The sequence below is a fragment of the Rhizobium sp. CAU 1783 genome, assembly GCF_054551725.1.
This window is the reverse complement of record NZ_JBTOLM010000001.1, coordinates 1,135,529-1,154,404: the sequence shown is the minus strand read 5'-3', so window position 1 is coordinate 1,154,404 and position 18,876 is coordinate 1,135,529. Positions and strand designations below refer to the sequence as shown.

The 18,876-nt window shown below is 62.2% G+C and carries 21 protein-coding genes; 9 read left to right on the top strand and 12 right to left on the bottom strand.

All coding sequences use genetic code 11. From position 1 onward, the window contains the following. Positions 1–23: 23 nt before the first annotated feature. The 4 genes from ACX93L_RS05275 (at position 24) to ACX93L_RS05260 (ending at position 2,296) form a co-directional block, all read left to right on the top strand. Complete coding sequence (locus ACX93L_RS05275) at positions 24–257, top strand: BolA/IbaG family iron-sulfur metabolism protein (protein ID WP_169587686.1); 234 nt, start codon at positions 24–26, stop codon at positions 255–257. Between the two features lie 18 nt (positions 258–275). Then, complete coding sequence (locus ACX93L_RS05270) at positions 276–503, top strand: hypothetical protein (protein WP_459403849.1); 228 nt, start codon at positions 276–278, stop codon at positions 501–503. Positions 504–617: 114 nt separating this feature from the next. Beyond that, on the top strand, positions 618–950 hold the full coding sequence (gene grxD / locus ACX93L_RS05265; protein ID WP_169587682.1) for a Grx4 family monothiol glutaredoxin: 333 nt from the start codon (positions 618–620) through the stop codon (positions 948–950). A gap of 140 nt (positions 951–1,090) precedes the next feature. Continuing rightward, positions 1,091–2,296: a multidrug effflux MFS transporter gene (locus ACX93L_RS05260; protein WP_459403848.1), complete on the top strand. Its 1,206-nt coding sequence runs from the start codon at positions 1,091–1,093 to the stop codon at positions 2,294–2,296. Positions 2,297–2,370: 74 nt separating this feature from the next. Here the strand turns inward: ACX93L_RS05260 and ACX93L_RS05255 are convergent, their stop codons facing one another. From ACX93L_RS05255 to rpsD, 4 genes are all read right to left on the bottom strand, one after another. Further along, complete coding sequence (locus ACX93L_RS05255) at positions 2,371–3,192, bottom strand: inositol monophosphatase family protein (protein WP_459403847.1); 822 nt, start codon at positions 3,190–3,192, stop codon at positions 2,371–2,373. A 2-nt stretch (positions 3,193–3,194) separates the two neighbouring features. Continuing rightward, entirely contained in the window at positions 3,195–4,082 is an 888-nt protein-coding gene (gene ttcA / locus ACX93L_RS05250) for a tRNA 2-thiocytidine(32) synthetase TtcA (RefSeq protein ID WP_459403846.1), read from the bottom strand. 63 nt (positions 4,083–4,145) lie between these two features. Further along, positions 4,146–5,072 carry a glutaminase gene (locus ACX93L_RS05245; protein ID WP_459403845.1) on the bottom strand — a complete coding sequence of 309 codons (927 nt, stop codon included), beginning with the start codon at positions 5,070–5,072 and terminating at the stop codon, positions 4,146–4,148. Positions 5,073–5,184: 112 nt separating this feature from the next. Then, on the bottom strand, positions 5,185–5,802 hold the full coding sequence (gene rpsD, locus ACX93L_RS05240; protein WP_459403844.1) for a 30S ribosomal protein S4: 618 nt from the start codon (positions 5,800–5,802) through the stop codon (positions 5,185–5,187). Positions 5,803–6,139: 337 nt separating this feature from the next. Between rpsD and ACX93L_RS05235 the strand changes: the two genes are divergently transcribed. From ACX93L_RS05235 to ACX93L_RS05225, 3 genes are all read left to right on the top strand, one after another. Then, positions 6,140–7,138, top strand: a complete 999-nt coding sequence (locus tag ACX93L_RS05235; protein ID WP_459403843.1) for a TerC family protein — start codon at positions 6,140–6,142, stop codon at positions 7,136–7,138. 188 nt (positions 7,139–7,326) lie between these two features. Further along, on the top strand, positions 7,327–8,565 hold the full coding sequence (gene pepT / locus ACX93L_RS05230; RefSeq protein ID WP_459403842.1) for a peptidase T: 1,239 nt from the start codon (positions 7,327–7,329) through the stop codon (positions 8,563–8,565). Positions 8,566–8,604: 39 nt separating this feature from the next. Then, positions 8,605–9,192 (top strand): class I SAM-dependent methyltransferase, encoded by a 588-nt coding sequence (locus tag ACX93L_RS05225; RefSeq protein ID WP_459403841.1) that lies wholly within the window; start codon positions 8,605–8,607, stop codon positions 9,190–9,192. Between the two features lie 24 nt (positions 9,193–9,216). On the opposite strand, the gene ACX93L_RS05220 is transcribed toward ACX93L_RS05225, so the two are convergent. The 7 genes from ACX93L_RS05220 to ACX93L_RS05190 form a co-directional block, all read right to left on the bottom strand. Further along, the gene (locus ACX93L_RS05220; RefSeq protein WP_459403840.1) at positions 9,217–10,734 is read right to left on the bottom strand and encodes a helicase HerA domain-containing protein; all 1,518 of its coding nucleotides are present in this window, start codon (positions 10,732–10,734) and stop codon (positions 9,217–9,219) included. 122 nt (positions 10,735–10,856) lie between these two features. Next, positions 10,857–12,131, bottom strand: coding sequence for a hemolysin family protein (locus ACX93L_RS05215; protein ID WP_459404146.1), 1,275 nt, complete (start codon positions 12,129–12,131; stop codon positions 10,857–10,859). A gap of 110 nt (positions 12,132–12,241) precedes the next feature. Next, positions 12,242–13,072, bottom strand: a complete 831-nt coding sequence (gene murI, locus ACX93L_RS05210) for a glutamate racemase (RefSeq protein WP_459404145.1) — start codon at positions 13,070–13,072, stop codon at positions 12,242–12,244. Then, positions 13,053–13,889, bottom strand: coding sequence for an RNA methyltransferase (locus tag ACX93L_RS05205; protein ID WP_459403839.1), 837 nt, complete (start codon positions 13,887–13,889; stop codon positions 13,053–13,055). Before ACX93L_RS05205 ends, murI begins: the two co-directional genes overlap by 20 nt. 69 nt (positions 13,890–13,958) lie before the next feature. Beyond that, positions 13,959–14,516, bottom strand: a complete 558-nt coding sequence (locus ACX93L_RS05200; RefSeq protein WP_459403838.1) for a hypothetical protein — start codon at positions 14,514–14,516, stop codon at positions 13,959–13,961. Next, positions 14,513–15,088: a hypothetical protein gene (locus ACX93L_RS05195; protein WP_459403837.1), complete on the bottom strand. Its 576-nt coding sequence runs from the start codon at positions 15,086–15,088 to the stop codon at positions 14,513–14,515. Before ACX93L_RS05195 ends, ACX93L_RS05200 begins: the two co-directional genes overlap by 4 nt. Positions 15,089–15,126: 38 nt before the next feature. Next, positions 15,127–15,648: a hypothetical protein gene (locus ACX93L_RS05190; protein ID WP_459403836.1), complete on the bottom strand. Its 522-nt coding sequence runs from the start codon at positions 15,646–15,648 to the stop codon at positions 15,127–15,129. A 229-nt stretch (positions 15,649–15,877) separates the two neighbouring features. Here ACX93L_RS05190 and ACX93L_RS05185 point away from each other — a divergent pair, with 229 nt between their 5' ends. Both ACX93L_RS05185 and ACX93L_RS05180 read left to right on the top strand, forming a co-directional pair. Then, positions 15,878–17,092 (top strand): NADP-dependent isocitrate dehydrogenase, encoded by a 1,215-nt coding sequence (locus tag ACX93L_RS05185; RefSeq protein WP_169587652.1) that lies wholly within the window; start codon positions 15,878–15,880, stop codon positions 17,090–17,092. A gap of 159 nt (positions 17,093–17,251) precedes the next feature. Then, positions 17,252–17,878: a glutathione S-transferase family protein gene (locus tag ACX93L_RS05180; RefSeq protein ID WP_459403835.1), complete on the top strand. Its 627-nt coding sequence runs from the start codon at positions 17,252–17,254 to the stop codon at positions 17,876–17,878. Between the two features lie 18 nt (positions 17,879–17,896). Here ACX93L_RS05180 and ACX93L_RS05175 read toward each other — a convergent pair whose 3' ends face one another. Continuing rightward, positions 17,897–18,748: an AraC family transcriptional regulator gene (locus ACX93L_RS05175; protein WP_459403834.1), complete on the bottom strand. Its 852-nt coding sequence runs from the start codon at positions 18,746–18,748 to the stop codon at positions 17,897–17,899. Positions 18,749–18,876: the final 128 nt, after the last annotated feature.

Below are 18,876 nucleotides of genomic sequence, written 5' to 3'. Positions count from 1 at the left end.
TCACACAGGCAGGAGAACCCGACATGGCGATGAAACCCGGCGATATCGAAGACATGATCAAGGCGGGCATCCCCGGCGCGAAGGTGGTCATTCGTGACCTGGCCGGCGACGGTGACCACTACGCCGCAGAAGTCGTGGCCGAGGCATTTCGCGGCAAGTCTCGCGTGCAGCAGCACCAGATGGTCTACGACGCACTGAAGGGCAATATGGGCGGCGTTCTGCACGCCCTTGCCCTGCAGACCTCGATCCCAGATTGAGACCGTAAGGACGCGAGCATGGCCGACCTCATCAAAGAAGTCGTCGAAAACGTCGTCGAAGGGGTTCTGAAAGAGATCCTCAAGAAGACGACCGGGCGCAGCGCGACCCGCCGGAGCAAGCGCCAGACGCGCTCGGCCACAACCGGACGCTTCGTCAAGAAGACGAGCCGGCTCCGCAAGCCGGCCAAGAAGCAGACCAGCCGCCGGCGCACGGCGGCCAAGCGCAGCCGCCAGCGGAGCCGGTAAGCACAATCCGGTCGTCTCGCGTTTTTTGCGCTATGGCAAAGACGGCGCATGCTTGCTATCTAGAATGCAGGAACGAAACAGCGGCCCTTTAATCCGCATGTGAAAGGATATCCCATGAGCGCCCAAGATTTCATCGCCAATGAAGTGAAGACCAACGATGTGGTTCTCTTCATGAAGGGCACCCCCCAGTTTCCGCAGTGCGGCTTCTCCGGCCAGGTGGTGCAGATCCTCGATTACGTAGGCGTCGACTTCAAGGGCATCAACGTGCTCGCCGACGACGAGATCCGTCAGGGCATCAAGGAATTCTCGAACTGGCCGACCATTCCCCAGCTCTACGTCAAGGGCGAATTCGTCGGCGGCTGCGACATTGTCCGCGAGATGTTCCAGGCCGGAGAACTGCAAAAGCATTTCCAGGATCAGGGTATCGCCGTTCGCGGCGCCGCCTGACCGTCATCATCCGCGGTACCCGCGGGTCTCATCCGTTGAAGTTTTTTGAAAGGCGTTGCGTCGAGCAACGCCTTCTGTCTGTTTTCAGGTATTGAACAATGTCTACAACGTTACAGTCACCACCCGTCGGTTTGCGGGGAATGGGACGGGTCGAGTTCATCGCGATGATGGCTTTCCTGATGTCCCTCAACGCGCTCGCAATCGACATCATGCTGCCGGGCCTCCAGGAGATTGGCAGCGCTCTGAACGTGACCAATGAAAACCACCGGCAATACGTGGTTTCGGCCTACCTCATCGGTTTCGGTCTGGCGCAGCTTCTGTACGGGCCGATCGCCGACCGCTTCGGCCGCCGCAAGCCGATGCTGTTCGGTCTCGCAATCTATATCGTGTCTGCACTCGCAATGGTCATGGTGCCGTCGTTTGGCACCCTTCTGGTCCTGCGCTTCATCCAGGGCCTCGGTTCGGCGGCGACGCGTGTCATCACCGTCTCCATCGTCCGCGACGTCTACGGCGGCCGTCAGATGGCCGAAGTCATGTCGCTCATCATGATGGTCTTCATGGTTATCCCGGTCATCGCACCGGGCACCGGTCAGGTCATCATGTTGATGGGTCACTGGAACTGGATCTTCGTCTTCATGGCGGTCGCCGCAACACTGGTGAGCCTCTGGATGTTCGCTCGCTTGCCCGAGACCTTGGCGCCGAAGGACGTGCGGCCGTTCACTGTCTCCTCGATCATCGGCGGCTTCCGCATCGTCCTGACCGATCGCATCGCGCTCTGCTACACGATCGCCAGCACGTTCATCTTCGGAGCACTGTTCGGTTTCATCAACTCGGCACAGCAGATCTATGTCGGCATCTACGGCCTCGGCGTCTGGTTCCCGGTCGCCTTCGCGGCCGTGGCCCTGTTCATGTCGCTGTCTTCCTTCGTGAACGCGCGACTGGTCGGCCGTTTCGGGATGCGGCGCCTCTCCCATGCATCGCTGGTCGGCTTCATCGCCATCACCTTCGTCTGGCTGCTGGCCCAGGTGCTCGGCCCCCAGCCGATGCCGTTCGCGCTATTCATCACCTTCTTCGCCCTGGCCATGTTCCAGTTCGGGTGGATCGGCTCGAACTTCAACTCGCTGGCAATGGAGCCGCTGGGCCATGTCGCGGGTACAGCATCCTCGGTACTCGGCTTCATGGGCACGACCGGCGGATCTCTGATCGGAGCCGCGATCGGCCAGGCCTATAACGGCACGGCCTTGCCGATGGTCGCCGGCTATTTCACCGTTTCGTTGATCGGCCTGGTTTTTGTCCTGATCGGCGAACGCGGCGTCCTCTTCCGCCAGCAGAACCCGCGCGCCTGAAAAGTTATCCGCCGATGAAAAAGCGCGGGAACCACCGGTTCCCGCGCTTTTTTTCGTTGCCGCTTTGTCGGCGACTAGATCGTGAAGACCTTCTCGCGGAGTTCGGTCCAGCTCTCGCGGTCTGGCGCAAGCAACAAGCCGCCGTCGAAATTGTGTGGCAGGTAGGGCGACCCGTCGAGACGAGCCACATAGGCGCCCGCCTCCTGGGAGATCAGGGTGCCGGCCAGGTGATCCCAGGGCATCAGCTTCTTGTACATGAGAAAATGCAGGTGCCCGGCCGCAAAGGTGCGGTATTCGTGGGCCGAGCAACGATAGCTGGTGAACATGCGCACTTCGGCCAGGTTGCCGAGGATCTTGCGTTTGTTCTCGGTGTCCATGTAGGTCATCGCGGCAATGCCGACCATCTGGTTGAGGGGGACCGCCGGCGCGACCGCCATCTGCACTTGCGAACCGTTGGCACCGCAGAGCCAGGCGCCGGAACCCTTCTCCGCGATCAGCCAGTCATTGCCCATCGGATCGTAGATGATCCCGGCCACGGTCTCGCCCTTTGCCACCACGCTCAGCATGACGCCGAACAGCGGTAGGCCCGCGGCATAGTTGAACGTTCCGTCGATCGGATCGACGATCACGGCAAGCTCCGCATCGGCCAGTGTGTCGAGCAGTGCCGGATCGGCGGCGACCGCTTCTTCGCCGATGAAGACGGCATCGGGCATGATCTCGGCAATCCGTGCCCGGACCAGCCGCTCTGCCGCCTCATCGGCCTCCGTCACGAGGTCGATTGCATCCGTCTTCATGCGCACGTCGCCGTCACCGAGATTGCGGAAACGCGGTAGGATCTCCGTTGCGGCTGCTTCCTGCAGCGCATTGGCAAGCGCCGCGATGTCGAGTTCTGCCATTGTCAGCCGTCCTTTGTCGGAAGAAGGGAGGAAAAATCGAAAAGCCGGGGATCGAGCAGATGCGACGGATCGACATGGCCGAGCGCCCGCAGCATCGCGTCCTTGCGCCCGGGCATCCGGGCCTCGATGCCGGCCAGCATCTCCTTCATCGCATTGCGCTGGAGACCGTCCTGTGAACCGCAGAGATCACAAGGGATGATCGGGAACGCCATCGCCGCGGCGAAACGGGCAAGGTCCTCTTCGGCCGCATAGGCGAGCGGCCGGAGCACCATCAGGTCGCCCTCGTCGTTGAGAAGCTTCGCCGGCATGGCAGACAGGCGCCCGCCATGGAAGAAGTTCATGAAGAAGGTCTCCAGAATGTCTTCGCGATGATGGCCGAGCACCAGCGCATCGCATCCCTCCTCCCGCGCCACCCGGTAGAGGTTGCCGCGACGCAGGCGCGAGCACAGCGAACAATAGGTGCCCCCCGTCGGCACCTTTTCCTTCACCACCGAATAGGTGTCGCGATATTCGATCCGGTGCTTCACCCCGATCGAGGCTAGATAGTCCGGCAGCACGTCCTTCGGGAAATTCGGCTGTCCCTGGTCCAGATTGCAGGCGACAAGCTCGACAGGAAGCAGACCCCGCCATTGCAGGTCGAGCAGAAGGGCAAGCAGGCCGTAGGAATCCTTGCCGCCCGAAAGGCCGACCAGCCAGCGCTTCTGGCCCTTCAGCATGTCGAAGTCGGTGATCGCCTGCCGGACCTGACGGATCAGGCGCTTGCGCAGCTTGTTGAAGCCGACGGACCGCGGCGCGGCGGCAAAGACCGGATGGACACCGGCCGCATCGGCGGAAGCGTCATCCTCGTCTGTGGCGAGATCGGCGGCGAATTCGGCGGGCGAAAGGGTCATGGCATCAAGGCTCCACGGGCGCGCGCAGGCGCGCCCTGCCAATGCCCGGTTCATCCGCCAAGATCAAGCCCCGAATACCGACCAGCCGGTGCGGCTCGCCAGCATTTCGAGCGCAACGGAGCCCAGCGCCGAATTGCCGACCTTGTTGAGGCCCGGTGACCACACCGCGATCGACGCCTTGCCCGGTGCAATCGCCAGGATGCCGCCGCCGACACCGCTCTTGCCGGGCAGGCCGACATGGAAGGCGAAGTCGCCCGAACCGTCATAGTGACCGCAGGTCAGCATCAGCGCATTGATGCGCCGCGCCCGCTTGGGCGAGACGACCGAATAGCCACTGATCGGATCGGCACCCTTTGCAGCCAGGAACAGGCCGGCCCGCGACAGCTGGGCACAGGTCATCGACAGCGCGCACTGGTGGAAGTAGACGCCGAGAACATGGTCGACGTCGTGATCCAGGTTGCCGAACGACCGCATGAAATTGGCCAGTGCGTAGTTGCGGTAGCCGGTCTTCGTTTCCGACTTCGCGACGGCACCGTCGATGCTGATCGTCTCGTCGTCCGCGAGATAGCGGACGAAGCGCAGCACCTCGCCGATCGCCTCCTTCGGCTTGTGGCCGGCGAGCACCATGTCGCAGACGACGATCGCGCCGGCATTGATGAAGGGATTGCGCGGAATGCCGTGCTCGTGCTCGAGTTGTACAATCGAATTGAAGGCCGTGCCCGAGGGCTCGCGGCCGACACGCTTCCAGATGGCCTCACCGGCCTTGCCCAGCGCCAGCGTCAGCATGAACACCTTGGAGACGCTCTGTATGGAAAACGGCGTTGCCGCATCGCCCGCCGTAAAGACGTCGCCGTCCACAGTGGTGATGGCGATGCCGAACTGTTTCGGATCCACCTTGGCAAGCTCAGGAATGTAATCGGCGACCTTGCCCTCGCCGAGACGGGGTCCGAGCTCGCGCACGATGTCGTCAACGATCGCCTGAAGGTCCATATCCATCCTCTTGCAGCTCGATGCCGCACGACATAATCGCCGCGAAATGTTGCGGCGCAAATAGAAAAAGCCGCCCCGAGGGGCGGCTTTCCACAATCCGGTCTCGCACTGATTAGCGCGAGTAGAATTCGACGACCAGCTGCGGTTCCATGACGACGGCGTACGGAACGTCCGACAGGCCCGGAACGCGAACGAAGGTGGCAACCATCTTGTTGTGGTCGACTTCGATGTAGTCCGGAACGTCACGCTCAGCGAGCTGAACCGACTCGAGAACGGTGACCAGCTGCTTCGACTTCTGGCGAACTTCGATCACGTCGCCGGCCTTGCAGCGGTACGAGCCGATGTTGACCTTGATGCCGTTGACGGTGACGTGGCCGTGGTTGACGAACTGACGGGCAGCAAAGACGGTCGGTACGAACTTGGCACGGTAGACGATCGCGTCGAGACGCGATTCGAGCAGACCGATCAGGTTCTCCGAGGTGTCACCCTTGCGGCGGTTGGCTTCGTCGTAGGTGGCGCGGAACTGCTTTTCGCGCAGGTCGCCGTAGTAGCCCTTCAGCTTCTGCTTGGCGCGCAGCTGCACGCCGAAGTCCGAAAGCTTGCCCTTGCGGCGCTGGCCGTGCTGGCCCGGGCCGTATTCGCGACGGTTTACCGGGGACTTCGGACGGCCCCAGATGTTTTCGCCCATGCGGCGATCGATTTTGTACTTGGATGCAGCGCGCTTGCTCATCGCATTTCCTTTACAACAGGTTACACCAGTTTGTTGCCAAACTGGATCAAGGAAACACGCCCTCCTCTGAACTCCATTTTGGAAGCTCTGACAGGCCTCTCACATAAAGCGTATGGAAAGAGCCACGGGACATGTCAAAAGAAACACCGGGCGTTACGGCCCGGCGTTAGCGGGGTCATTAGCGGCAGATCACGCGAAAGTCAACGGCGGATCCTTGAACTATTCGAGCCAGCAACCATTTCCGGGAAACGCAGCACCGGGCCCCTCTGACGCGAGTGCCGGATTCCCGTGATGTCGGAGCTGCGATCAACAACCGTTCCGGCAAAGGAAACCCTTGATGGATTTTCTTTGGACAGACTTTCTGGGGACCGCCGTCTGGATGTGGCTCTCCTTCCTGGCCCTTGTCATCGTACTACTCGCTCTCGACCTCGGCGTCCTGCATAAAAAGAGCGCCGAGATCGGCATTCGTGAAAGCTTTCTCCTCTCCGCATTCTACATGTCGCTCGGTCTTGCCTTCGGCGGCTGGGTCTGGTGGCAGTCCGGCCAGCAGGCGGGCCTTGAATACCTGACGGGGTTCGTCGTCGAGAAGAGTCTGGCGATGGACAATATCTTCGTCATCGCCATGATCTTCGGCTATTTCGCCATCCCCCGCGCCTACCAGCACCGCGTTCTCCTGTGGGGCATTCTCGGCGTCATCGTGCTGCGCGGCATCATGATCGCTGCGGGCGCTTCGATCGTCGAGAACTATCACTGGGTTCTCTATATCTTCGCGGCCTTCCTGGTTGTCACTGGCATCAAGATGCTGCTGACGGCAGACAAGGAATATGACGTATCGAACAACCCCATCCTCGGCTTTCTGCGCCGACACCTGCCAGTCACTGAAAAGCTCGATGGGCATCATTTCTTCGTCAGGCGCGAGGATCTGATCACGGGCCGGATGAAGACCTATGTGACGCCGCTCTTCCTGGCGCTGGTCATGGTTGAGCTCGCCGACCTGGTCTTTGCCGTCGATTCGATCCCGGCGGTCTTTGCGATCACCACCGATCCCTTCATCGTCTACACCTCGAACATCTTCGCGATCCTCGGCCTGCGCGCGCTCTATTTTGCGCTCTCGGCGCTCATCCATCGCTTTACCTATCTGAAGTATGCCCTCTCCGTGGTGCTGATCTTCATCGGCTCGAAGATCTTCGTCGCCGACATGCTGGGTCTCGCCAAGATCCCGCCAGTGATCTCGCTCGGCGTCACCCTCGGTATCCTGGGTGCCGGCATCCTGGGCTCGCTCTGGGCAACCCGCGGCGAAGCCAAGGCCGCGGCGAAGGCTCTGCCGCAGGAATAGAGGCCGGCGAGGCGAGAACGGGCAAGAGACGACAAAGGCAGAGCGACTTCCGGGTCGCCCTGCCCTCATTCGAGGCGCGTTTATGGCCCGTTCGCATTCCACGTCGACCGACGATCTGCGACAACCCATTTCCGGAATGCCCCCCGATCGGTATAGCTGATGAGGCGCGCCCTCAGATCGGAGTTATCATGACCGATACCGTCCTCGACCGCCTTCTTCGCTATGTCGTCATCGACACCCAATCGGATCCCTCGTCCGACACCCAGCCATCGACGGAAAAGCAGAAGGATCTCGGCCGACTGCTGGTCGAGGAACTCCTGCAGATCGGCCTCGGCGACGCCCATATGGACGAGCACGGCAACGTCTATGCGACGCTCGCCTCCAACGTGGCGAAAGACGTGCCGGTCATCTGCCTGTGCTCCCACATGGACACGGCGCCCGATTTCACCGGCACCGGCGTGAAGCCACAGATCGTCCGCAACTATGGCGGCGGCGACATCCGGCTGATCGGAGATACAACCCAGGTGATCCGTGTCGCCGACCACCCCGAGCTTGCCGATCAGATCGGTCATGACATCGTCACCACCGACGGCACGACCCTGCTGGGCGCTGACGACAAGGCGGGTATCGCCGAGATCATGACGGCCATTGCCCGTCTCGTGGCCCATCCCGAGATCCCGCACGGGACCGTCAAAGTGCTGTTCACCACCGACGAAGAGATCGGGCGCGGCGCAGACAAGGTGGACCTGAAGAAGCTTGGCGCCGAATTCGGCTACACGCTTGACGGCAGTACAGTGGGCGAGATCGAGGACGAGACCTTCTCGGCCGACGGAGTGGACATCACCATCACCGGCGTCCCCATGCATCCCGGCACCGCCAAGGGCAAGATGGAAAATGCCATCAAGATCGCCGGCGCCATCGTCGCCCGGCTCCCCCGTGAGCTCGCTCCGGAGACGACGGAAGGGCGGCAGGGCTTCATCCACCCGACCGACATCACCGGTTCGATGGAAAGCGCAAGCCTTGGTTTCATCATCCGCGACTTTGACGATCAGGGCCTCGCCGTCAAGGAAGCGCTGCTCGCCGAGATCGCCCGGGACGTCCTGAAGGATTATCCGGGTTCCACTTTCACCTTCGAGGTCAAGGAGCAGTACCGCAACATGAAGGTCGTGCTGGATCGCCATCCCGAGGTGGTCGACAACCTCGTCGAGGCTGTGCGTCGCGTCGGCTTGGAACCGGTGCGCCACAGCATTCGCGGCGGCACCGACGGTTCACGCCTGTCCTTCATGGGCCTGCCCTGCCCCAACATCTATACTGGCGGCCACGCCTATCACTCGCCTCTCGAGTGGGTGAGCGTTCAGGATATGGAAAAATCGGTGCAGACCATCATCGAACTGGTAAAGGTCTGGGAGGAGCGCACGCCGGGCTAAGGCGGGAAATCCTCGAGGCGGACCAGGGCAAGGCGGACGATGACGGACAAGACGCTCGACTTCTATGCACGCAACGCCGAGACCTACGCGGCGCAGAGCCGGCCAAGTCCGCGCCTTGCGGCATTCCTTCGGCTGCTGGCACCCGAAAGCCACATCCTCGAACTCGGCACGGGCAGCGGCAGGGACGCCGACGAAATGCTGCGTGCCGGATTTCGCGTCGATGCGACAGACGGCTCCCCCGAACTCGCTCGTTTTGCCGAGCGTCTGATCGGCCAGCCGGTGCGCATCCTGCTGTTCACAGAACTCGATGCCGAAGGCGTTTATGACGCCGTCTATGCGAATGCCTCCCTGCTGCATGCGCCGCGCCACGAACTGCCTGACATCATCGACCGCATCTACAAGGCATTGAAGCCCGGCGGCCATGTCTGGGCAAGCTTCAAGGCGGGAGAGGCCGAAGGCGAAGACAGGCTCGGGCGCCGCTACAACTATCCGAGCCGGCTGGAACTCGAGGAGCTCTGGAGAACCAACGGACCCTGGGAGCAAATCCGCGTCGAGAGCTGGCAAGGCGGCGCCTATGACGGACAACCGACCGAATGGCTCGCCGTCATAGCCAGACGTCCGGCATAGGCAGGGACCAACCGGCGGCGGGCCTTATTCGGCTGCGTGCTGGCTACCGTCGTCCTCGACCGCATTCGGATCGCCGGGCGCCGTCTCGGCCTGAAGATCAGGGAACGCGACGATGCGCTTACCGGCGAAATCGGTGTGCACGATGATCAGGCTTTGTTCCTCGAAATACCCGAGCAGTCGGCGAGCCCGACGGGCCGAATGCGTGCCATAGGCCTTGGCGATGCGCTGGTCGGACGGACAGGCTTCGCCTCGGAGGGCCGCCTTCGCCATCAGCAGGAAGACGCCCTGAAGGTCATCGGAAACGCGTGCAGACAGCGAAAGCGCGGTCTGCCAACCCTCGCCCGCGGCGGTCTCCTCGTCGACGCCCGAACGGGCGATCGCCACCCGCCGGCGAAACTCGCCCATGGCCATCGGCGGCCCGGTCACACGCCGCATGCGGGCGCGCACCAGGAACTCCTGGTAGAGCACCGAATCGGTCCGGTAGGCAGCCTGAGGATCGCCGAGGATTTCGGCAAGGACCGCGGCGAGCCGCTCCTCGCGCTCCTCTGCCGACATTTCCGGTCCGCTTGTCCGGCTCTCGCCTGCTGCCGGCTGGCTTGCGACTGGCGTCGAGCGCGACAGTTCGGAGAGGATATCCGTCGTCGGGCGCGGTGCAGGCGGTGCACGCCTGACGATCGGCCGTGTGAATTCCTCGGGATCCGGCGTGAAGATCAGATCCTCGACATCCTGCGGGGCGTCCGGCAGCGGCATGAGCATCGGGCTCGATGAACGCGCGGAGGTCTCGACCGCGCCGATGACGATCGGCAACGGTCGGCGCGATAGGGCCGGGCCGAGCGCGACGAAATTGCCGCGCTTGAGGTCGCGGAACATTTCCGCCTGGCGTCGGTCCATGCCGAGCAGGTCGGCGGCACGCGCCATGTCGATGTCGAGGAAAGTACGACCCATCAGGAAGTTCGAGGCCTCGGCCGCGACGTTCTTCGCAAGCTTGGCAAGGCGCTGCGTGGCGATCACGCCGGCAAGTCCGCGTTTGCGGCCGCGGCACATCAGGTTGGTCATGGCGCCGAGCGACATTTTGCGCGCGTCTTCGGAAACGTCACCGCCGACCGACGGCGCAAACATCTGCGCTTCGTCGACCACCACGAGGACGGGGAACCAATATTCGCGCTCGGCGTCGAACATGCCGTTGAGGAACGCTGCCGCCGCCCGCATCTGCTGTTCGATGTCCAGCCCTTCGAGGGTGAGCACGCAGGAAACCCGGTGCTGGCGGATGCGGTTGGCGATGCCCGCCAGCTCGGCTTCCGTGCGCTCGCCATCCACCACGACATGGCCATAGCGGTCGGACAGGGTGACGAAGTCCCCTTCCGGGTCGATGATCACCTGCTGAACCCATTGCGCCGACTGCTCGAGCAGCCGCCGCAGGAGGTGGGACTTGCCGGATCCGGAATTGCCCTGGACGAGAAGACGCGTGGCCAGAAGCTCCTCGATATCGAGCTTGGCCGGCTCACCGCCCGACACCGTTCCCATATCGATTCCGACCTTCAACTGCCAACCTCTCCGATTCTCTGACCCTGGCCGCCCGCACATGCGCGAACCACCTCATTTCCTAGCAAAGACGCGAGGCCTTTGCGCTAGCCGAAATCGTTAACCCACAGGCGATTGGCCGCTCAGCCGACCGATTCGACCACCCGGGAGACCAGCAGCTTGTCGATCCGCCGGCCGTCGAGGTCGATGACCTCGAAGCGCCAGCCGTTGGTCTCGAAGCTTTCGCCGAGATCGGGGATCCGTTTGAGCTCGGCGATGACGAAACCGGCGACCGTGGTAAAATCCGGATCGTTCTCGACCGGAATGCGGATGCGTTCGACGAATTCGTCGATCGGCGTCCAGCCCGCCACCAGGTAGGAGCCATCCGCGCGCTGCACCACGGAGGGCTCCTCGTCCTCATGTTCCTGGAACACGCCGGTGATGGCCTCCAGAATGTCGCCCGAGGTGATGATGCCTTCGAAATGACCGTATTCGTCGTAGACGAGAACCATGTGCAGCGGCGTCTTGCGGATCGCCTGAATGACGTCCACCGCACTCGCCAGATCCGACACGATCGGCACTTCGCTCAGGTGTTCGCGGATGTCGAAGTCGGAACCAAGCGCGATCGCGTCATAGATCCGCTTGGCGAACAGCACGCCGATGATCTCGTCGGAATCGCCCGAACGCACCGGCAGGCGCGAATGGGCAGCGCTGCGCAGCTTGACGCGGATTTCCTCCAGCGTGTCGTCAACGTCCAGAACTTCGACATCGCGGCGCGGCGTCATCAGGCCGCGTGCCGTACGGTCGGCAAGCCGCATGACGCCCGAAATCATCGCCGATTCCTCGTTCTCAATGACGCCCGCACTCTGCGCTTCGGCGAGAACCGTCTTGATCTCCTCGTCTGTAACCGTTCCGGCGGAGGCGCCATGCTGACCGAGCAGCATCAGGAGTGCCCGGCCGGAATTGTCGAGCAGCCAGACGAGCGGTGCCGAGATCTTGGAAAGAACCAGCATGGGCGTGCTGACGCGTGAGGCGACCGCTTCGGGATTGCGAAGGGCGATCTGCTTGGGGACCAGTTCGCCGACGATCAGCGAAAGATAGGTGATGGCGACGACGACGGAACCGACGCCGAGTGCACTCGCCATGCCCTCGGAAAGGCCCTGCAACTGCAGCCAGGACGAAAGACGGGCACCGAGCGTGGCGCCGGAAAAGGCGCCCGAGAGCACGCCGACAAGGGTGATGCCGATCTGGACGGTCGACAGGAAACGGCCCGGCTCTTCGGCGAGCCGCATGGCGATGGTGGCGCCCCGGTTTCCCTGTTCGGCCAGCACCTTGAGGCGCGCCGTGCGCGAGGAAACAACGGCCATCTCCGACATAGCCAGAACACCATTCAATACGGTGAGAAAGGCAACGATCAAAATTTCAGTAAGCAAATGAGATCAGGGCTCCTGTGAACCGGCACCGTTCAGGCGTCGGGTAAAGACCTCTACCATGATTGTGCGTCGCTTTCCAAATACAAGGCACAGATTTAGGGAGCGATAGCCTTGCTCGGCAAGATCGTGGTGCTGAGGCCGAAACCCTGCATCAGGCGGCGGGTCGAGAAATCCGGGTTGCCGGAAGTGAAGACGGCGAAATCAAAACCTTCCGGATGTTCGGCCCCATCGACGAGCGGGACGAGCCGCCGCGCCTGCCGTGCAATCGCTTCCGCCGGGTCGAGCCAGTCGACCGGCCAAGGCGCTAGCTTGCGAAAGACGTTGGCGAGGAAGGGATAGTGCGTACAGGCAAGCACCACGATGTCTGTCCGCGCGCCGTCCTTCTCGACGAAGCAAGGGGCGATCTCGGCCAGCACCGCCTCGTCCGCCACCGACTCACCCCGGATATAGGCCTCCGCCATCCGCGCCAGGTTTTCCGAACCGACGAGCCGAACATGGCATTTCGCGGCAAAGGACTGGATGAGATCGCGGGTATAGGCACGCTTCACCGTTCCCGGCGTCGCAAGCACCGAAACGAGACCCGAACGGGTGCGTTCCGCGGCCGGCTTGATGGCCGGCACCGTGCCGATGAACCGCATGTCCGGAAAGGCATGGCGAAGATCCGTCCCGGCAAGCGTGAAGGCCGTGTTGCAGGCGACGATAACCGCCTCCGGCTGATAGGTGCGAAGCAGATCACCGAAGAGATCGAGGATACGCCGCCGGAGCGGCGCCTCTTCCCAGCCGCCATAGGGAAAGCCGGCATCGTCGGCGACGTAGATGAAGCCGCGCTCCGGCATCAGCACCCGTGCCTCGCGCAACACCGTGAGACCGCCGATGCCGCTGTCGAAAACCAGCACCGGCTTCAGTTCATTCCCCGTCTGCAGCATCATCCGCCCCGTCTGCCCCCTTGCCCGCGCCAGCCCCTGCGCTGCCGCGCGGATTCTTGCGGCTGTAACGGTCGAATGTGGCGAAAACCCCGCGAAGAATGCTGATTTCCTGCTCGGTGAAGGCGCGACGTGTCAGCACGGCGCGCAGATTGTCGATCATCTTCGGCTTCTTGCCTTCCGGACGGAAATAACCGCGCGCATCGAGCGCCTCCTCGACGAAATCGAACAGGCCGAATAGCTGCTCCTTGGTGGCCGGGCTCTGTTCGAGCGGCTGGAAGGCCACGTCGGTCAGGTCCTCGATCCCGGATTTCATCCACTCATATGACATCAGAAGCACGGCCTGGGCGATGTTGAGAGACGCGAAGGCCGGATTGACCGGAAAGGTCACGATCTCGTCGGCGAGTGCAACCTCCTCGTTGGTCAGGCCCCAGCGCTCGCGGCCGAACAGAATACCGGTGCCTTCCCCCGCCGTGAACTTCGCCCGCAACGTCTGGGCGGCAACGACAGGGGCACGGACCGGTTTGTAGCCGTAACGCTCGCGGGCCGTGGTCGCATAGACGAAGTTCAGGTCGGCGATCGCCTCCTCAAGCGTCTCAAAGACGCGCGTTCCGTCGATCACATGGTCAGCCTTGGCGGCAGCGGAACGCGCTTTCTCACTCGGCCAGCCGTCACGCGGATTGACGAGGCGCAGCTCGGAAAGGCCGAAATTGGCCATGGCCCGGGCGACCATGCCGATATTCTCGCCGAGTTGCGGCTCGACGAGGATGATCGCCGGTCCCTCGGCCAGAAGTACGCGTTCGCTGTTGGTGCCTGCCATTGTGTGCCCTCAAACGGAATTGCGGGCTCCCATTCGCACAAAATCGCTTAGACGCAAAGGGCAAGAGGCCTATTCCTCGTTGCCGACGCCCTTCACCATCATGTCGACGTTGTCCTTCACCAGCGAGGCAAAGCGTGCCTTCACGGACGTTTCGGGATCGCCGTTCTGGTAATCGCTGTTCCAGAAGTTGTCGATGACATAGCGCCCGTCTTGCTCGACGACATGGAACCGCAGCGCAGGCTGCGTCATATCGGGCTTGTGGCCCCAGCAGGAAGAAACGTCGAAGAAGACCTCCACCGGCACGACGGCGCCCTTCGCCTTGCCGGCGACGATCTTCAGGTCCTTCATCTCACATGGATCCTGGCTGACGACGACCTCGTCCTGACCGGTCATGACGCCCTGCAGGTCGAGCAGCTGGTCCGACAGCGCCGCCATGCGATAGACCTGCGAAAAACTCTTGCTGTAGATCGAGTTCAGCAGCACCTCGTCGAAATAGTCGGTCACCTCGCTGTTTCCCTCGATGCCGTCGGCGACCTTCATCAATGTCACCACCGGGTCCTGCGGCTGCCCGGCTTCCGCCAGGCCACCGATCAGCGCGAAGCCGAGCACAAGGACAGAAAGCTTCATGGATGGTCTCCGGCAGGTTGGGATCGTCTTCCTTTTGCCAGCGCTTCCAGTTCGGCGCGCAACGGCACGTCGTTGACGAAGTGGATGTCGTCAATCACGAAGCGCTTCTCGCCGACTTCGTCATCTTCCTGGACGAGCCGATAGATCACCTCTGTCACCTCGTCCTTGCCCTCGTATTCACCTTCATAGCACCAGTTACGCTTGAACCCGACGAGCACCTCGGTCGAGGCGCCCTTCACCTCCGGCTTGCCATAGACGACGTCCTTGGGCACGCAGCCGTCCTGGCCGCCGATCACCGGGTCATAATCGAGAAGCATGTTATCATGAGCTCGCTTGCTTGCCAGGAGCGCCGCACCATAGGCCTCGACAAAACCCTGGCTGAAATAGTTGAGCAGCATGCCGGCCGAAAAATAGTCGTCGTAGACGGCCTTCGCATTCGGCTCGACGCCGGCATTGTAGCTCGCCATCTCCATCAGCACCCGGACCGGATCGGCCGGCTCGTTGGCAAGGGCCGCGGCACCGGAGAGAAGGCAAAGCCCGCAGGCAGTCGCCAGGGTCTTGATCACCTTCATGGCGGGTTCCTCTTTCACTCGTTTCCAGCCGATGCCGCTCAATCGGCCGCGATCTTGCGGAGCTCGTCCTTGAAGGACTCGCCGGAATTGCCATCAACCACCACATAGAGATCGTCGATGACCGGACGCCCGCCTTCTTCCTGCACGTGGAAGATCAGCACCCTGTCTTCCTTGTTGGCGGGATCGTCACCCATGCAGGCCATGTTGTTGAAGAGAGCCGTGACCTGGCCGTCACCATCGTCCTCGACTCGGATATTCTCGAACGGGCAACCATCCTGGCCGCCGGCGATCGGATCGTAGTCGAAGGGAGAACCCGTCGTCTCGCCTTCAGGCGGGTCATAGGCGGGATGCTTCGATGCTTCGGCGTAGGCAGCCGCGAAATCCGCACTGAAGAGCCGGGCCAGGCGGTCCTTGCTGAAGACATCCTCGGAGGTCGGGTTCTCCGCTTTCCAGTTGCCGGCCGTCACGTCGATGACCTCCCTGACGGGTGCGGTCGGATCGGCTGCAAGGGCCGTACCCGCAGCAAGCATCAGCACGGCGGCGGCGACGAGAGACTTCATGGTCGTGTTCCTGGAAAAGAAGCGAATTCGTTCGGCGGCAATCTAGCCGAGACGGCCCAAACCACAAGGCGGCCGCAGGTTCCGGATGCGGCCAAAGTTGGTATGATTTTGTGAACGAAAAGGCATTACAGCGGGGGCTCGGTGCTTTGCGTTCCCGAAGCGGGATGCTATAGCCCAGCCATACGCAAATCAGGGACCCTCGTCCCTCCCCCTAGCTGCGAGGATACTCATGAACAAGATCAAGGTTGCCAACCCGGTCGTCGATCTCGACGGCGATGAGATGACGCGCATCATCTGGCAGTTCATCAAGGAAAAGCTGATCCTGCCCTATCTTGATCTGCAGATCGAATACTACGACCTCTCGGTCGAAAACCGCGACGCCACCAACGACCAGGTCACCGTCGACGCCGCCAACGCCATCAAGAAGCACGGCGTCGGCATCAAGTGCGCGACGATCACGCCGGACGAAGCCCGCGTCAAGGAATTCAACCTCAAGGAAATGTGGAAGTCGCCGAACGGCACCATCCGCAACATCCTCGGCGGGGTGATCTTCCGCGAACCGATCATCTGCAAGAACGTTCCGCGCCTCGTTCCCGGCTGGACCAAGCCGATCGTCGTCGGCCGTCACGCCTTCGGTGACCAGTACAAGGCAACCGACTTCAAGTTCCCGGGCAAGGGCACGCTGACCATCAAGTTCGTCGGCGAAGACGGCGAAGTCATCGAGAAGGAAGTCTACAAGGCTCCAGGCGCCGGCGTGGCGCTGGCCATGTACAACCTCGACGAGTCGATCCGCGAATTTGCGCGCGCCTCGATGATGTACGGCCTGATGCGCAAGTGGCCGGTTTACCTGTCGACCAAGAACACCATCCTCAAGGCCTATGACGGCCGCTTCAAGGACATCTTCGAGGAAGTCTACCAGACCGAATTCAAGGCCAGGTTCGACGAAGCCGGCATCATCTACGAACACCGCCTGATCGACGATATGGTCGCCTCGGCGCTGAAGTGGTCCGGCGGCTACGTCTGGGCCTGCAAGAACTACGACGGCGACGTTCAGTCCGACACCGTTGCTCAAGGATTTGGCTCGCTCGGCCTGATGACCTCCGTTCTCCTCACCCCCGATGGCAAGACCGTCGAGGCCGAAGCCGCCCACGGCACGGTCACGCGCCACTACCGCCAGCACCAGAAGGGTCAGGAAACCTCGACCAACTCGATCGCCTCGATCTTCGCCTGGACCCGTGGCCTCGCCCACCGCGCCAAGCTGGACGACAACGCCGAGCTCGCCCGCTTCGCAACGACGCTCGAAAAGGTCTGCGTCGACACCGTCGAGAGTGGCTTCATGACCAAGGACCTGGCGCTGCTCATCGGTCCGGACCAGCCGTGGCTCTCCACCACCGCCTTCCTCGACAAGGTCGACGAAAACCTGAAGAAGGCCATGACTGCCTGATCGCCATTCTCCACAAGCTCGAAAAACCCGGCCACCGCGCCGGGTTTTTTTATGCTGTCAAGAAATGACAACAAGTGACGCTAGACACGGAAGCCATGGGCGGATGCGGTTATGGTCCCGCGAGCGCCGCCAAGTATTGCGCAATTCAAGGAGGTCCCCATGTCCGAACTCGTCTTCTATACCCACCCCATGTCACGCGGCCGCATTGTCCGCTGGATGCTCGAGGAAATCGGCGCTCCCTACCGGACGGAAGTCCTGAGCTTTGGCGGCACCATGAAAGCGCCCGACTATCTTGGGCTCAACCCGCTCGGCAAGGTGCCGTCGATCAGGCACGGAGACACGGTCGTCACCGAGACAGCGGCGATCTGCGCCTATCTGGCGGATGCCTTTCCAACGGCTGGTCTGGCGCCCGCGACCGATGCGCGCGGCGCCTATTATCGCTGGCTGTTCTTCACCGCCGGGCCTCTAGAAACTGTCCTGACCAACCATGTGCTCGGCTTCGTCGTGCCGGACGAGCGCCGTACCATGGTCGGGTATGGGAGCAGGGACGCCATGCTCGACACGCTGGAGCGGGCCGTCTCGGCGACCCCCTACATCGCCGGCGACACGTTCAGCGCCGCCGATGTCTATGTCGGCGCGCAGATCGGCTGGAGCATGCAGTTCGGCTCCATCGAAAAGCGCCCGGCCTTTGTCGACTATTTCGCCAGACTGAGTGCCCGTCCGGCCCATGTCCGCGCCAGCGAGATCGACAATGGCCTGATCGCGCAAATGAAGACCGACGGCTGAAGCACCGGCCTTCTCTCCTCATTCGAGCGGCAGGCAGATCTCGGTCAAAAGCTCGGTCGGCGCCACCTCGCGCGGATTGTTGAGATAAATCTCGAACACCGGCCGGTCCGCGACCTCGCGACCGGAGTTGCGCAACCATTCCCCATAGAGCCAGCGATAGGCAGACCGCATATCGGCATAGGGGCCTTTGTGACGCAGCACCGCACATTGGCCGGGATCAAGAACGACGGTTTCGAGCGGCGGCGCTGTTTCCGTCGAAGCGTGATCGGTGAGACAGGCATAGGCGCGCAGATCCGCCTCCGCCACCCCCTCCGGATCGTCGAGATAGACACCGACCATGCGTCCTTGCGGATTGAACTGCTGGCGGGCGCACAGCGTGCCGATCAATTGCTCGAACGCCTTGCCAATGGCCATGTAGGAGCCTCGATGCGAAAGCGCGACGAGGGTTTGGGTTGGGAAATCTCTGATGGTCACGTCGAACATGCCTTGGTTCCTTTGCGAGTGCAGGGGATCGAAGTTCGCGTGGCTGCCCCTCTTGCGATAGAGCCCCGGCGGCAGGCCGTAGACGGATTTGAAGATCCGGCTGAACGACTGGACATTGGGATAGCCGCAGCGCCTGGCGATCACCGCGACGGCAAGCTCGCTTGAGGAGAGGTCTCCGGCGGCGCGGTGCAGTCTCAGGCGCTTGACCGTCTGGGCCGTGCTTTCCCCGTGCACCGCTTGATAGATGCGGTGCCAATGATAGGGCGACAGGCAGGCGATCTCGGCCAGGCGATCCATGTCCAGATCCTCGTCCAGATGCCCGTAGATATGGGACGACACCCGCCGCAGCCTGGCCTCGTAGGTCGCCCAGATCGCGCCGTTCTGCATGGAACTTCCTTTCCTCGATGTCGCCGTCGATGCAGAGGTACGGGAGCATGGATCGATTTGACAAATCCTGCGCTCTTTGGGCGCTGTCCGTCTCAGGATCCGCCGTTTGGACGCCGCCAAGACTCAGG